At 36.1% G+C, this 14,752-nt stretch carries 19 protein-coding genes; 12 read left to right on the top strand and 7 right to left on the bottom strand.

Annotation, left to right across the window (positions count from 1 at the left end):
- Positions 1-8: 8 nt before the first annotated feature.
- The 11 genes from HW347_RS17120 to hisIE all read left to right on the top strand — a co-directional run bounded on the left by HW347_RS17120 (position 9) and on the right by hisIE (position 9,618).
- The gene (locus HW347_RS17120; protein ID WP_214612967.1) at positions 9-821 is read left to right on the top strand and encodes a prohibitin family protein; all 813 of its coding nucleotides are present in this window, start codon (positions 9-11) and stop codon (positions 819-821) included.
- A 234-nt stretch (positions 822-1,055) separates the two neighbouring features.
- Complete coding sequence (gene hisG, locus HW347_RS17115) at positions 1,056-1,913, top strand: ATP phosphoribosyltransferase (protein WP_214612966.1); 858 nt, start codon at positions 1,056-1,058, stop codon at positions 1,911-1,913.
- Positions 1,914-1,922: 9 nt separating this feature from the next.
- Entirely contained in the window at positions 1,923-2,360 is a 438-nt protein-coding gene (locus tag HW347_RS17110) for a GNAT family N-acetyltransferase (protein ID WP_214612965.1), read from the top strand.
- A 5-nt stretch (positions 2,361-2,365) separates the two neighbouring features.
- Complete coding sequence (gene hisD, locus HW347_RS17105; protein WP_214612964.1) at positions 2,366-3,649, top strand: histidinol dehydrogenase; 1,284 nt, start codon at positions 2,366-2,368, stop codon at positions 3,647-3,649.
- Complete coding sequence (gene hisC, locus HW347_RS17100) at positions 3,649-4,698, top strand: histidinol-phosphate transaminase (protein WP_214612963.1); 1,050 nt, start codon at positions 3,649-3,651, stop codon at positions 4,696-4,698. The genes hisD and hisC overlap by 1 nt, the downstream gene beginning before the upstream one ends.
- Before the next feature lie 25 nt (positions 4,699-4,723).
- Positions 4,724-5,860, top strand: coding sequence for a bifunctional histidinol-phosphatase/imidazoleglycerol-phosphate dehydratase HisB (hisB, locus tag HW347_RS17095; RefSeq protein WP_214612962.1), 1,137 nt, complete (start codon positions 4,724-4,726; stop codon positions 5,858-5,860).
- A 68-nt stretch (positions 5,861-5,928) separates the two neighbouring features.
- Positions 5,929-6,510, top strand: coding sequence for an imidazole glycerol phosphate synthase subunit HisH (hisH, locus tag HW347_RS17090; protein ID WP_214612961.1), 582 nt, complete (start codon positions 5,929-5,931; stop codon positions 6,508-6,510).
- A 40-nt stretch (positions 6,511-6,550) separates the two neighbouring features.
- Positions 6,551-7,318, top strand: a complete 768-nt coding sequence (hisA, locus tag HW347_RS17085) for a 1-(5-phosphoribosyl)-5-[(5-phosphoribosylamino)methylideneamino]imidazole-4-carboxamide isomerase (protein ID WP_155596575.1) — start codon at positions 6,551-6,553, stop codon at positions 7,316-7,318.
- A 79-nt stretch (positions 7,319-7,397) separates the two neighbouring features.
- Positions 7,398-8,153 (top strand): imidazole glycerol phosphate synthase subunit HisF, encoded by a 756-nt coding sequence (gene hisF, locus HW347_RS17080; RefSeq protein ID WP_214612960.1) that lies wholly within the window; start codon positions 7,398-7,400, stop codon positions 8,151-8,153.
- Between the two features lie 69 nt (positions 8,154-8,222).
- Positions 8,223-8,915, top strand: a complete 693-nt coding sequence (locus HW347_RS17075; RefSeq protein ID WP_214612959.1) for an aspartate/glutamate racemase family protein — start codon at positions 8,223-8,225, stop codon at positions 8,913-8,915.
- 103 nt (positions 8,916-9,018) lie between these two features.
- Positions 9,019-9,618 (top strand): bifunctional phosphoribosyl-AMP cyclohydrolase/phosphoribosyl-ATP diphosphatase HisIE, encoded by a 600-nt coding sequence (hisIE, locus tag HW347_RS17070; RefSeq protein WP_214612958.1) that lies wholly within the window; start codon positions 9,019-9,021, stop codon positions 9,616-9,618.
- 8 nt (positions 9,619-9,626) lie between these two features.
- Here hisIE and HW347_RS17065 read toward each other — a convergent pair whose 3' ends face one another.
- The 4 genes from HW347_RS17065 to HW347_RS17050 all read right to left on the bottom strand — a co-directional run bounded on the left by HW347_RS17065 (position 9,627) and on the right by HW347_RS17050 (position 11,700).
- Positions 9,627-10,349, bottom strand: a complete 723-nt coding sequence (locus HW347_RS17065; RefSeq protein ID WP_214612957.1) for a head GIN domain-containing protein — start codon at positions 10,347-10,349, stop codon at positions 9,627-9,629.
- A 55-nt stretch (positions 10,350-10,404) separates the two neighbouring features.
- Positions 10,405-10,599, bottom strand: coding sequence for a hypothetical protein (locus HW347_RS17060; protein WP_214612956.1), 195 nt, complete (start codon positions 10,597-10,599; stop codon positions 10,405-10,407).
- Entirely contained in the window at positions 10,596-11,261 is a 666-nt protein-coding gene (locus HW347_RS17055) for a hypothetical protein (protein WP_214612955.1), read from the bottom strand. The genes HW347_RS17060 and HW347_RS17055 overlap by 4 nt, the downstream gene beginning before the upstream one ends.
- A 124-nt stretch (positions 11,262-11,385) precedes the next feature.
- A complete protein-coding gene (locus HW347_RS17050; protein WP_214612954.1) occupies positions 11,386-11,700 on the bottom strand; it encodes a winged helix-turn-helix transcriptional regulator in 315 nt (104 codons plus the stop codon).
- Positions 11,701-11,819: 119 nt separating this feature from the next.
- On the opposite strand from HW347_RS17050, the gene HW347_RS17045 reads away from it, so the two are divergent.
- Positions 11,820-12,332, top strand: coding sequence for a lactoylglutathione lyase family protein (locus HW347_RS17045; protein ID WP_214612953.1), 513 nt, complete (start codon positions 11,820-11,822; stop codon positions 12,330-12,332).
- An 88-nt stretch (positions 12,333-12,420) separates the two neighbouring features.
- Here HW347_RS17045 and HW347_RS17040 read toward each other — a convergent pair whose 3' ends face one another.
- The 3 genes from HW347_RS17040 to HW347_RS17030 are packed head-to-tail and all read right to left on the bottom strand — an operon-like array spanning position 12,421 to position 14,574.
- Positions 12,421-13,509 (bottom strand): hypothetical protein, encoded by a 1,089-nt coding sequence (locus tag HW347_RS17040; protein ID WP_214612952.1) that lies wholly within the window; start codon positions 13,507-13,509, stop codon positions 12,421-12,423.
- The gene (locus HW347_RS17035) at positions 13,493-14,032 is read right to left on the bottom strand and encodes a hypothetical protein (RefSeq protein ID WP_214612951.1); all 540 of its coding nucleotides are present in this window, start codon (positions 14,030-14,032) and stop codon (positions 13,493-13,495) included. The genes HW347_RS17040 and HW347_RS17035 overlap by 17 nt, the downstream gene beginning before the upstream one ends.
- Positions 14,032-14,574 (bottom strand): RNA polymerase sigma factor, encoded by a 543-nt coding sequence (locus HW347_RS17030; RefSeq protein ID WP_225901963.1) that lies wholly within the window; start codon positions 14,572-14,574, stop codon positions 14,032-14,034. Before HW347_RS17030 ends, HW347_RS17035 begins: the two co-directional genes overlap by 1 nt.
- Positions 14,575-14,752 lie beyond the last annotated feature (178 nt).

Genomic DNA, 14,752 nt, shown 5'->3' with positions numbered 1-14,752 from the left:
AAATATAAATGGACAAATTACCTAAGATTGCATTACCAGTAATATTCGGATTTATAGTACTGATTATTTTATTTTCTAAATCCACTGTTACCATAGACTCAGGTCAGGCAGGAGTTCTGTACAAAACATTTGGTGGGGGTGTAGTAACTGATGAGGCTCCAATGGGTGAGGGATTTCATCTGGTAGCACCATGGAACAGAGTTACTATTTATGAAGTAAGGCAACAAGAGGTTCTTGAGCAGATGAATGTATTGTCTAGTAATGGTTTGGATATCAAATTGGAAGCATCAGCTTGGTTTGAACCAATACGTAACGATTTAGGAAAATTACATCAAGAAAAAGGGCAAGATTATATACAAAGAGTCTTATTGCCAACAATACGATCAGCAGCTCGTTCAGTGGTTGGGCGTTATACGCCAGAACAATTGTACTCAAGTAAAAGAGATGCTATCCAACAAGAAATTTTTGATGAGACTCAGAAAATTGTGTCTGGACAGTATATTCAATTAAATGAAATATTGGTTAGAGATGTTACTTTGCCACCAACTATTAAAGATGCTATTGAACGTAAGTTAAAGCAAGAGCAAGAGTCTTTAGAATATGAGTTTAGATTGGTTACCGCTAAAAAAGAGGCTGAAAAAGTAACTATTGAGGCGCAAGGTAAAGCAGATGCTAACAAAATCTTGAGTGCTTCCTTAAACGACCAGATTTTAAAAGATAAAGGTATAGACGCTACGTTAAAATTATCTGAATCGCCAAATACAAAGGTGGTGATAGTAGGTGGCAGTGACGGTCTTCCTTTAATTTTAGGGAATAACTAATACACGGAGTTAATTATTTTTGTTTCATTTTAAACTTTTGTTTTGTGAAATGGAAAATACCTTTTACATTTACAGTATAATGAAAAACAGAACTACACATCATCATATTCATACACACGCTCAGGCGAGGTAGGAATGTATTGTAGTAGTACAACATATTTAAAAACCCGTTTGAGCAATCAAACGGGTTTTGTATTTAACTCTGTTTTGGTTGCCAAGCATTAAATTAAAGAAATGACTAAAATTAGAATTGCTATTCAGAAATCGGGAAGACTAAACGAGGAATCCCTTCAAATTTTAAAAGATTGTGGAATTTCTATTGATAATGGAAAGGACCAACTTAAAGCTTCATCAAGGAATTTTCCAATGGAGGTATTCTACCTTAGAAATGGAGATATTCCGCAATACCTTAGAGATGGTGTTGTAGATATTGCTATTATCGGAGAGAATGTTTTAATTGAAAAAGGAGAGGATATTTCAATTGCAGAAAAACTTGGCTTCTCTAAATGTAAAGTTTCCCTAGCAGTGCCAAAATCTTTCAAATATAATTCTGTAAAGGATTTTGAAGGTAAGCGAATAGCAACCTCGTATCCAAATACGGTTATAAATTACCTAAAGGATAAAGGCGTTTCGGCAGATTTGCACATTATTAGTGGTTCTGTTGAGATTGCCCCAAACATTGGTTTGGCCGATGGTATTTGTGATATTGTTTCCAGCGGAAGCACATTGTTTAAAAACAATCTTAAAGAAGTAGAAGTAATGCTTACCAGTGAAGCGGTCTTGGCTGTTTCTCCAAAAATTTCAGAAGAAAGAAAAGAGTTACTAGAAAAATTACGATTTCGTATCCAATCTGTATTGAAAGCCAGGGGTTCTAAATATGTGTTGTTGAATGCTCCAAATGACAAACTAGAAAAAGTTTTAAGTCTTTTACCGGGTATGCGAAGCCCAACTGTACTTCCATTGGCAGAAGAGGGTTGGAGTTCTGTTCATACGGTAATTAACAAGGATTCTTTTTGGGAAGTGATAGATGAGTTGAAAAAAGCAGGAGCTGAGGGTATTTTAGTTTGTCCTATTGAAAAGATGGTACTTTAATTAGTTGTTATGAAGGGCGACTTAAAACTAGAATTGATTCCTTATGATGAAATGGAATCTATTTTGCCTCTGATTTTTGAGTTGAATCAAGGTAAGCTTTCTAAGGAGGTTTTGAAAAGTCGATTACAGTCTATGTTGGCCATGGGCGGATACCAATGTTTAGGCGTCTATGATAATCAAAAATTGATTGCTTGTTGTGGAATTTGGCTTTTACAAAAATTGTATAAGGGCAAACATTTGGAGTTGGACAATGTATTTGTAAACGAAGAATACCGCAGTAACGGTGTGGGGAATTTAATGATGGATTGGCTTTCGGAATATGGTAAAAGTATAGACTGTACGAGTTTAGAATGTAACTGCTACCTGCATAATGAAAAAGGGGTAAAGTTTTGGAAACGCCACGGTTTTGAGCCTTTAGGATACCATATGATTAAGAATTTAGAGTAAAGAAAATGAACAAAATATATAACCCTGATAAGGCGGAGTGGGGCACCGTTTTAAAGCGCCCAACTCAGACCGTAGCGGATATTGAACAGACTGTAGAAGCTATTTTTAAAGAGGTGCAGAGCAATGGAGATGCAACCTTAAAAAAGTATACCGAAAAGTTTGACGGTGTTATTATTGAGAACCTTGTAGTTTCTGAAAATGAAATAGAAGAAGCATCGGCTTTAGTTTCTCAACAGCTTAAAGATGCTATTCAGTTGGCAAAAAATAACATAGAAGTTTTTCACAAGGCTCAAAAGACAAGTAAAGTTTCAGTTGAAACGGCTAATGGGGTACAATGCTGGCAAGAAAAAAGACCTATTCAAAAGGTAGGACTTTACATTCCTGGCGGTACAGCACCTTTGTTTTCCACAATTTTAATGCTTGCCGTACCGGCTACGATTGCTGGTTGCGAAGAGTTGGTGTTGTGTTCGCCTCCTAATAAAGAAGGGAAGATTAACCCTGCTATTCTTTACACTGCCAATTTATGTGGCGTCAAGAAAATTTTTAAAGTAGGTGGCATTCAAGCTATTGCTTCTATGACATTTGGGACGGAAAGTATTCCAGAAGTATATAAAATCTTTGGACCAGGTAACCAATTCGTTACCGTGGCAAAACAGATTGCTACCAAATATGGTATTTCAATAGATATGCCTGCTGGTCCTAGTGAATTATTAGTTCTTGCTGATGATTCTGCTAATGCTGCTTTTGTGGCTTCAGATTTGTTGAGTCAGGCTGAACATGGTATAGATAGTCAGGTTATTCTAGTTTCTACTTCTAAAGATATGATCGATGCGGTGGAAAAGGAAGTTGAAAAGCAACTACCTGAACTTCCAAGAAAAGATATTGCCGAAAAGGCCATTGCTAACAGTAAATTGATTTACGTAGCGGATGATCAAACAGCTAATGATTTGATTAATGCATATGGACCTGAGCATTATATTGTTTGTGTAGAAAACGAAGATTTCTTTGTGAACAACATTAAGAATGCCGGTTCTGTTTTTATTGGAAATTATACTCCAGAAAGTGCGGGTGATTACGCTTCTGGAACCAATCATACATTGCCAACAAATGGGTACGCTAAGCAATACAGTGGTGTAAACCTAGATAGTTTTATGAAGAGTATGACTTTTCAGAAAATCAATGAAACTGGAATTAAAGAAATTGGAGCAGCAATAGAAATCATGGCCGAGGCCGAGGGACTATATGCGCACAAAAATGCGGTTACTTTACGTCTCAATAGTTTAAAATAATGAACAAGACCTTCAACATACAAAACCTGATAAGGGAGAATGTAAAAGGATTGAGTCCTTATAGTTCTGCCCGTGATGAATATGTTTCAGATGGCTCAGAGATGGTGTTTTTAGACGCTAATGAGAATCCGTTTGAAAATGGGGTAAACAGATATCCTGATCCACAGCAACGCGGATTAAAGTCGGTTTTGGCAGAGCAGAAAGGTATTGTCGCAGAAAATATACTTTTAGGAAATGGGAGCGATGAAGTGCTGGATTTATTATTCAGAACTTTCTGTGAACCTAAGATTGACAATATAATTTCTTTACCTCCAACATATGGTATGTATAAAGTGCTTTCGGGCATTAATACGGTAGAGAATAGAGAGGTTTTACTAACCGATGATTTTCAGCCGGATGTAGAAGCAATTTTTAATACGGTTGATGAGCACTCAAAGCTGTTATTTTTATGTTCTCCGAACAATCCGACGGGAAATGTTTTTAGTGAAGAAATCATGGTTGATTTGTTGAGTAAGTTCAACGGATTGGTTGTTGTTGATGAAGCCTATATTGATTTTGCAGATAGTGAAAGTTGGGTTTCTAGACTATCTGAATTTCCTAATTTGGTGATTACGCAAACGCTTTCTAAAGCATATGGAATGGCTGGTATTCGTTTAGGGATTTGCATTGCCTCTAAAGAGATAATAGCAGCAATTAATAAAATAAAACCACCATACAACGTAAATGAACTTACACAGCAAAAAGCGTTAAAAAGAGTTCTTGATTTAGACTCTGTAAAAAGTGAAATATCCAATATATTAAACGAAAGAGAGCGATTACTTAAAGTCTTGCGTGAAGTGTTGTTTGTAGAAAAAATATATGCTTCTGATGCCAATTTTGTGTTGGCTAAAGTAGATGATGCAAATAAACGCTATAACCAGTTACTGGTTGAAGGCGTGGTAGTTCGTAACAGGACAACCCAACCGCTTTGCGAGAATACTTTGCGTTTTACGGTAGGAACACCATCAGAAAATAAAAAATTAATAGAAGTGCTTAATAAGCTAACCTAAACCAAAAGTTCAAGAAACTAATACCATGGCGAAGAAAGTTTTATTTATAGATAGAGACGGTACCATTATTAAGGAGACTGTAGATGAGCAGATAGATGGTTTTGAAAAGATGATTTTTTATCCTAAGGCATTTACCTTTTTAAGTAAAATAGCCAAGGAATTAGATTATGAATTGGTAATGATTACCAATCAAGATGGACTTGGAACAGATGTTTTTCCTGAGGATACGTTTTGGCCGGTACATAATTTTATATTGAAGTCCTTTGAGAACGAAGGAGTCGTTTTTGATAAGGTTTTTCTAGACCGTACATTTCCGCATGAAAATGCAAATACAAGAAAACCAGGTACAGGTTTGTTAACGGAGTATTTTTCTGAAGACTACGATTTAAAGAATTCGTTTGTAATCGGTGACCGCTTAACGGACATTGAATTAGCAAAAAACCTAGGTTCAAAAGGTATTTTCATTAATGATGAAACTAACTTAGGTACTGGCGAAATCACAGTAAAAAGAGATGCTTTGGACTCGGTTATTGCTTTAGAAAGTAATGATTGGGAAAAGATTTACGAATTTTTGAAATTGGAGGAAAGAGCTTCAGAAACGCATAGAAAGACCAACGAAACTGATATCTTTATTAACCTAAACCTTGATGGTACTGGTAAGAGTGATATCAAGACTGGGTTGGCATTTTTTGACCATATGTTAGATCAATTAGCTCGTCATGGTCAAATGGATCTGGAAATTAAGGTAAATGGTGATTTAGAAGTAGATGAGCACCATACTATAGAAGATACCGCAATTGCCTTGGGAGAAGTGTTTAATACAGCTCTAGGTTCCAAAATGGGTATTGAGCGCTATGGTTTTTGCCTTCCTATGGATGATTGTCTTGCTCAGGTAGCTATAGATTTTGGTGGTAGAAACTGGTTGGTTTGGGATGCTGAGTTCAAACGTGAAATGGTAGGCGATATGCCAACTGAAATGTTTTATCATTTCTTTAAATCGTTCACAGATGGCGCTAAAGCCAATTTGAATGTAAAGGCAGAAGGCACAAATGAGCATCACAAAATTGAAGCTATATTTAAAGCCCTTGCAAAGGCGATTAAAATGGCGGTCAAGCGAGATGTTGAAAAGATGGTGCTGCCTAGCACAAAAGGAGTTTTGTAGAATTATGAAGTAAAGAAGTGCGAATTCAGAAGCTCGTATTTTAAACTTCATATTTGGTATTGAAAAGAATGAAAATAGTAATCATAAATTACGGTGCAGGGAATATTCAGAGTATCAAATTCGCTATAAAGCGTTTGGGGTATGAAGCTGTTTTGAGTCACGATATAGAAGAAATAAAATCTGCAGACAAGGTTATCTTTCCTGGTGTAGGCGAGGCGAGTAGTGCCATGTCTAAATTACGGGCAAGTGGTTTGGATAAACTAATTCCGAATTTAAAGCAGCCTGTTTTGGGTATATGCTTAGGAATGCAGTTAATGTGCCACTCTTCAGAAGAAGGCGACACCAAAGGTTTAGGTATTTTTGATGTGGATGTAATCAAATTCACGAATGAAGTGAAAGTTCCCCAGATTGGGTGGAATCAGATTGCCAACTTAAAGTCGGAGCTTTTTAAAAATATTGAGGAAAAAGAGCATATTTATTTGGTGCACAGTTTTTATGCGCCACTTTGCAAAGAAACCATAGCGGAATCTGAATACGGAATAAAATACAGCGCTGCACTGGCGAAGAATAATTTTTATGGCACCCAATTTCACCCTGAAAAAAGTAGTGAAGTAGGCGAGGCCATTTTGAAAAACTTTCTAGAAAGTTAGAAAATAATAAAAAGCAATTAACCACTCAGTACCCATTACAATGAGAATAATTCCAGCAATAGATATTATAGACGGTAAATGTGTTCGCCTTTCAAAAGGGGATTATGATACCAAGAAAATTTATAATGAGAATCCGTTAGAGGTTGCCAAAGAGTTTGAAGCTCATGGTATTCAATATTTGCATTTGGTGGATTTGGATGGTGCTAAAAGCAAGCATATTGTTAATCATAAAATCTTAGAGCAAATTGCTGCTAATACTACTTTGAGTATTGATTTTGGCGGTGGACTCAAAACAGATGACGATTTGCGTATTGCTTTTGAAAGCGGTGCTAATCAGATTACTGGTGGGAGTATTGCGGTAAAAGATAAGGATACTTTTTCTAACTGGATTCAAACTTACGGTGCTGAAAAAATTATTCTAGGTGCCGATGCAAAAGATGAAAAAGTAGCGGTTTCAGGCTGGCAAGAAGAATCAAAGGAAGAACTAATTCCTTTTATATCGTCTTATCAAGAACAAGGTATTGCTTATGTAATCTGTACCGATATTTCTAAAGATGGAATGTTAGAAGGTCCATCTTTTGACTTGTACAAGAAGATTTTAGAGGAGTGTAAGGTGAGTATGAGTGAAATTGGCGGGAATGTAACCCAAGGCCTAAAACTAATTGCTAGTGGCGGTATTTCTACTTTTGATGAACTTCCTAGGCTTGCAGAAATGGGTTGTGAAGGAACTATCATTGGCAAAGCCATTTATGAAAATAGAATCAGCTTAAAACAATTGGAAGATTTTATTCTAAAAATTGGTGGTTAAAAATTAAAGCGAATGCACTAATGAACGGAGGAAAATATAGGAGTTTTAAAACTCAGTTTCTAAGTTCTAATTTAAAAATATGTTAGCAAAACGAATAATTCCTTGTTTGGATATTAAAGACGGCAGAACGGTAAAGGGAATAAACTTTGTCGATTTACGTGATGCTGGTGATCCAGTGGAATTAGCAGAGATTTATAGTAGGGAAGGAGCAGATGAGCTTGTTTTTCTAGATATTTCAGCTACCGAACAAAAGCGTAAAACTTTAGCAGAACTGGTCTATCACGTGGCAGAAAAAGTGAATATTCCATTTACCGTTGGTGGTGGGATTTCTTCGGTTGAAGATGTAGATATCCTTTTGCAAAATGGAGCAGATAAAGTGTCCATTAATTCATCGGCAGTAAAAAATCCGCAGTTAATAAATGATTTAGTTGCCAAATTTGGTTCGCAATGTATTGTAGTAGCAATTGATGCCAAACAGATAGATGGTGAGTGGATTGTGCATTTGGTAGGCGGAAAAGTGCCGACTGAACGTAAACTGTTTGAATGGGCTAAAGAGGTAGAAGAAAGAGGAGCTGGTGAAATATTATTCACTTCAATGGACCATGATGGTACCAAGGATGGCTTTGCTAATGAAGCTTTGAGCAAACTAAGTACGGAATTGAATATACCTATTATAGCATCTGGTGGTGCTGGGAATATGCAACATTTTACGGATACATTCGTAGAGGGTAAAGCAGATGCAGCCCTTGCGGCAAGTGTTTTTCACTTTAAGGAAATCGGTATTAAAGATCTAAAAGAAAAACTAAAGGGGAACGGAATTCCAGTGAGGTTATAGTTCTAGATTATATTCCAAAATCTTGGCTGCTTGCATGCAGGAAAATTAGTTATGTAAAAACCAGAGGCAATGAAAAAAATAGGATTAATAGGCGGGATTACGTGGCAATCGACTCAGTTGTATTACCAACTATTGAATACAAAAATTGCCGAAACATTAGGGGGTCAAAGTTCATGTAAGTGTATCATAGAATCGGTTAATTTTTCGGATATTTCTTCAAAACAAGCTGAAGATGATTGGGATTCTCTGCATATTCAAATGGCTGATATAGCATTACGATTGCAAAACGCCGGAGCGGATATTATTTTGGTTTGCGCTAACACCATGCATTTAAGTGTTCCAGCAATCAAGGAGAAAATAACTGTTCCTTTGTTACATATAGCAGAAGTAGCTGGTAAGGCAGTACAAGCAAAAGGATGCAAAAAAGTTTTATTGTTGGGAACCAAGTACACTATGGAATTGGATTTCTACAAAGACATTCTAAAAAACCAGTTTGGAATAGAGGTGTTGATACCTTCTAAAGAAGATAGAGAAGTAGTACATAATGTTATTTATACAGAGCTCTCTAAGGGAATTACTACAGAGACTTCAAAAAAACAATATATAGATATTATTCTTAAAGCTGAAAAAGAAGGTGCGCAGGGTGTAATTTTGGGCTGTACAGAAATACCTTTACTGATTCAACAAGAAGATTGTAATATTGCGGTTATTGATACTACCAAGGAGCATGCATATGCCGCTGTGGAGTTTGCTCTTAATTGAGTTTGAAATTATAATAAACAATATGTGAGTTGCATGAGTGCAATCAAAAACATAGGAACGGGAAACCTTCTTAGATAGTTATCGGACAGATAAATAGAATAAAATGAAAATAGATTTTGACAAGAACGGAGACGGACTAGTACCTGCAATTATTCAAGATGCGGTTACTAAAAACGTTTTAATGCTGGGGTATATGAACCAAGAGGCTTTTGAGAAAACTCAAGAGACCAAAAAAGTGACTTTCTTCAGTCGTACTAAAAAGCGTTTATGGACCAAAGGTGAGGAGAGTGGAAACTTTCTTGAACTGGTAGATATCAAAAATGATTGTGATGATGATTCGCTTTTAATTTCTGTAAAGCCAGTTGGGCCTACATGTCATAAAGGAACGGATACCTGCTGGAACGAAGAGAACACTTCAAATTTTGGTTTCCTGTCTCAATTGGAAGAAGTTATAACACAGCGTCGTGAGGCTTCGGATTCTAGTAAGTCTTATGTAGCCTCTTTATTTGAAAAAGGCATCAACAAAATTGCTCAAAAAGTGGGTGAAGAAGCTGTGGAAACGGTAATAGAGGCCATGGATGATAATGATGACCTCTTTTTATACGAGAGTGCAGATTTACTTTTCCATTACTTAATCTTACTTCAGGCAAAAGGTTTCACCTTGAAAGATATTGAAGCAGAACTAGTAAAACGACATAAGTAGTCGTTTTACTAGTTTCTATTTTTTAGTTGTGAAGCACCTTTTAATCTCTGGTGATTAATTACAGCGCTGCCTTTATAATTAAGGGTGCTAGCTCCAGAGGCATCAACATCAATAGATTCAGTTGCGGTAAGGAAAGCTTCGCTGGCACCTGATAGGTCAATATTCAGGCGTTCAATCTGAAGGTCGTAATCTCTAAGGTCACTGCTTCCTGAAAGGTCTGCATGTACCGATTTTACTTCACCATAAATATTTGTTTTAGAAGCACCGTTCATGTCTACTTCTAGAAAATCAGCAATAACTTCACCTGTAAAGTCTGATGCTCCTGAAAGTTCAATTTTTCCTTTTGTTATATCCCAAGGAGTTTCAAGTGTAATGCTTGCTGCACCAGAGAGGTCAAATTCGGAAATATCTCTAGTGGTAATAAAAGCCTTCAATGTTGGGTTTCCACTAACGGTGGTAAACTTCTTTAGTTTAATAATAATTTCATTTCCTTCTCTGGCTACAACAATACGTTCGTGAAGATTGTCATTTGCTTCTATACGAATCTGTTCTTCGCCTTCAGAAAAGGTAACATAAACATCAAAAGCATTGGAAACTTTTAATTTGTCATAATCGGAAATAGTTAAATCTTTGGCGGTGATTTCGTCTGATGCTTTTACATGATCATAATCACAGGAGGTTAAAATTCCGCATGCCACGGCCATGACGATAAAAATCGTTTTTGTTTTCATTTTGATTGATTTTATGCTTGCCCTAAGGGAAAGCGGATTGATGAATTATGCTGTTTTAGACTTGCACTAAACGCTCCTGTAACTGAACTACAGGAATCCATTGAAAGTTAATGGGTGACCATTCTTCTTTAGAAGAAGAACTACAGGTAAAATCTTTCTTAAGAAACACCTGGTTGTTTTCGCTGAATACATATTGTGTTTCTATAACATCGTGACAATGGGGACAGATTTTCTTGTTGTTTGCTTTCATTGTACGTTCTTTTTGTATCTATTTCTACCCATATTGAAAACACCTACTTTAACTCCTATTCCGGCTGAAAAGCCATTAATACGGGTAGTTCGTGTTGGGGGAAGTTCTATTCTACTTGAAAAACGATATTTGATGCCTGCTTCTAGTTGCAAATAACGAGAGACATTAAATAGGGCACTTATACCAGGTTCGGCTACGAAAACAACATCAACATCATCCTCGGTGAGCTCTTCTTCATATTCTTCGTCATGAAAATTATTTTCGATATAACCAACAGCACCTGCGCCTAATAAAAGGGGAAATGAAAGATTTACTCTTTTTTTGCTGAAGAAAATAGGTTCCAAATGCAGACCGCCATAAGCACCAATAAGATCCTCATTGCGAGATAAAGTATTATTGAATAAATCTTGTTGGGAATAGAGAAAAGTACCAGCAAAACCTACTTCAAATTGCTGATTAGCAACATAGGCCACCTTTATTCCGCCAGTATAAGAAGGTTCTCCGTCTATTTCACCAACGCCAAGGTCAAGACCTAAGTATACACCGTGAACAACATTGTTACGATCATTAAATTCTAAGTAATCATCTGTTGTATCTTGCCCGAAACTTGAAAAGGTAGCTCCAGCGATTAATAAAAGGAGACTAATTTTGAGTGGTTTCATTACTGTCCGTTTTTTGATTGATTTATCTAATAGACAACCAAAGCTTTAAAAAGTTGCATCTAAACCGATATTTTTTTGAAAAAAATATTTTACCACTGTAATTCCCCTTTTTATTTAAGGGTATTTATTCTTTTGAACAGTATTTGGCGCCCCATTTATCAAGGCTTCTTAATATACTTTCAAGAGATTTTCCTTTTTCACTTAGTGCATATTCTACTTTTGGTGGCACTACAGGAAACACTTCTCTTAGAACCAAACCGTCCTTTTCTAATTCACGTACGGTTTGGGTGAACATTTTATTTGAAATTCCGGGCACTTTTTTCTGTAGTATTCCAGAACGCAATGGGCCATCTAAAAGATGAAAAAGCACTAAGGGTTTCCACTTTGTACCAATTAGGTTCATGGTTTGGTCTAAAGGGCAGTAATAATTTTGATTCATTATGTATTGTAATTAACTGATTAACTGCATTTAACTCGTTTTGGTAACTATACTACTTTTTGGTAAGTTATTGCTAATAAGACAAATATAGTTTTATTTTGAACTCTAAAACAGAGACTATGAGCACAAATAAAGATTATCCAAAATCATTCTCACATATAGGCATTACTATTCCTGACATAGAGAAGGCAGTTAAATTCTATTCAGAAGTAATGGGCTGGTATGTAATTATGCCTCCGTCTAAAGTAAAGAAGGATGCAGATACGGCTATTGGTCAAATGTGTATAGACGTATTTGGCAATGATTGGGAAGAATTTGAAATCGCACATATGTCAACTTCAGATGGCATAGGGATAGAATTATTCACTTTCCCACATGGTGTTAAAGAGGCTCCAGAATTTAATCCGTTTAATACAGGGTTATTTCATTTTTGTGTACAAGATCCGGATATTGAAGGTTTGGTTGATAAGGTTGTTGCGTATGGAGGGAAGCAGCGCATGCCAATTAAATCTTATTACCCAAATGACAAGCCTTATAAAATGTGTTATGTAGAGGATCCGTTTGGTATTGTGTTTGAAATTTATACGCACAGTTATGAGCTTACGTATTCCTCTGGGGCGTATTCTAAGTAAAAAAAGATGTATAAAAAAATCGATTGGTTTCTATTTGAAACCAATCGATTTTTTATGCTTTAGACTCTAATAGACTAAATATTTGTGATTACAACTCTTTCAGTAAAACCACACCCTTTTTACCGGTAATAGAAATATGACCTTGGGACTTTTTACCGTAAGTCGCTTTTATTTCACGAAGTTTTTTCCCTTTATCCAGCATTTTCGAATCTACATCATGAAACGTTTTAGGTAGCCGTACAAGACCTTCTTCTAGCACAGCATTAAATTCGTGTGGAAAACCTGAGATATTAAGGCTAACCTCGGAAGACTCCTGTTCAATAGCAATATTTGCGTTTGGAGTTTGAATATGGTCTACTGTAAAATCTGATACTTTTAAAATCAAATCTATATCTTTTGCTAATCTTCGCAATTGAATATTACTGAATTTTAATACGCCGTAGAGTGTGCTTACTTCTTCTAAATCAACTTCATCTTTGTTGGAATAAAACTCTAAGGAACCAACCATATGCATATCTATATCACTACCACTGCTGTTCAGACGCATGGTACTTGAATCGTCCATATCCAAACCACCATTTTTTAAATCTAAATTACCGTAATTGATGTTTTTGGCTCTTAACTTTCCATATTTTAGAGTAATGTCGGCTTTGTTCAGATTTTCATTTATCCACATATCGCCATGTTGCACATCGGCTTCTAGCACCCCTTGCCAACCTTCAATAAAAACATGACCAAATTTGTTGAGAATTTCTAGTTCCGCTTTTTCGGGCATGTACACTTTATAATCTATTTGAACATTACTTCGGTCAAAATCAAAAGGATTCGCTTTTTCAAAAAGATTAGAAAAGAAGCCGGAACTATTTTCTCCAATCTCGTAACTAACAGATATAAAGTTTTCGCTTTCACGAAGAACAGGGCGTATACGCTCTAAAAGTTCTTTGGCATTGTCTTTTTTCTTATGTGTAACGGTAATGTTCACCGTAATGGACACCTCGTCTTTAGACCAGCCATATATATTTATGTTACCATATTTGTTGTCTAAATGAAGTTCGCCAGCATTAGTGAACTCGTAGGTCTTGGTAACTTTTTTAGACACCTTTTCCTGCGCCATGACCGGAAGGCCAAAGACCATTGCCGCAGCAAATAGGAGCAGTTTTTTATAAAGTATATCCATAATCGTCATCTTTTAATTTTGATTTGTTCAGTTGTCGCAAAAGGTTTTCTATAAGTTCTATGCGCTTTCTATAATTGGAAACAATGGCTTCAAGCACCAAATCATTATCTAGATTATTCTGCATTTCTAGTCGCAATTGTTCATACTCCACATCTAGTTCATCCATGAAGGATAGAAACTCAGCTTTATCCGCATCGGACAGGCTTTCATTTTTTTGTACCAGTTGTACTTGGTAAGAAACCAGACCTTGGTAATGCATATCTATATCCTGTAATTCTCTGGATACAAAAGAGTTTTCGCTATCCGAGTTACTTAAGAAAGAAACACCTAGTAGTCTTGAAATACCTAAAACAATTAGTACGGTTGCAGCTATGCGCAACATGGGTGATTTCCACAGCGGTATCACTTTTTGTTTTGGCGGGTCTAACTTAGCCTCAATATTTGCCCAAAGCTTAACGCGATCGGCTTTTTGGCCATCAAACTGTGCTTTGTTTTTTCTGATATGTTTTTCAAAATTGTCCATTATAACGTCTTTATAATTTCAACCAGTTTCTTTTTTGCTCTGTGGTATTGAGATTTGGAAGTTGATACGGATATACCCATCACTTCTCCAATTTCCATGTGGTCATAGCCTTCCAGCAAATACAGGTTAATTATGTTTTTATAACCCAAAGGAAGTTTCTCAATACCTCGTTTTATCTTCTCTATATCCATCGCGTCTACCGGCTCGTAACTTTGCTCTTCTGTAAGATGATATTCATGGTCTTCCATCGCAGCAAGTGGTAGTCGTTTCACTTTTAAATGATTAATGCTTTTGTTGATTACAATCCGTTTAAGCCAAGAACCAAAGGTTGATTCATATTTAAAATTGTGCAGGTTTTTAAAAGCATCTACAAAGCTGTCTTGCACAATATCTTCTGCATCTTCCTTAATTCCTAAAAAACGCATCCCAATATTGTACATAGCATCTACGTAGAGCTCATACAGTTGGTGCTGTGAGTTCCTATCGCCAGACTTGCTACTTTCAACAAGGGACTTATGCGTAAAACGGATTTCGGTTTCCAATTAATTTAAGAGGGTTGATTCTACTCTAAATTACATTTCATTAACAAAGACAAGCAAAAGTTGCGAGGGTTGCATATGGGGAGAATTATTTTAATACTAAGGTATACATATATTATAGTACTTATCTTTTTATGATTTATTAGCTTCGTTGTTTTAGTATTTTAATAAAAATTAAAAA

It is taken from the genome of Zobellia barbeyronii (genome assembly GCF_018603515.1).
In the GTDB taxonomy this organism is placed as follows: Bacteria; Bacteroidota; Bacteroidia; order Flavobacteriales; family Flavobacteriaceae; genus Zobellia; species Zobellia barbeyronii.
The sequence above is the reverse complement of the archived record's forward strand: the minus strand, read 5'-3'. Positions and strand labels throughout refer to the sequence as shown.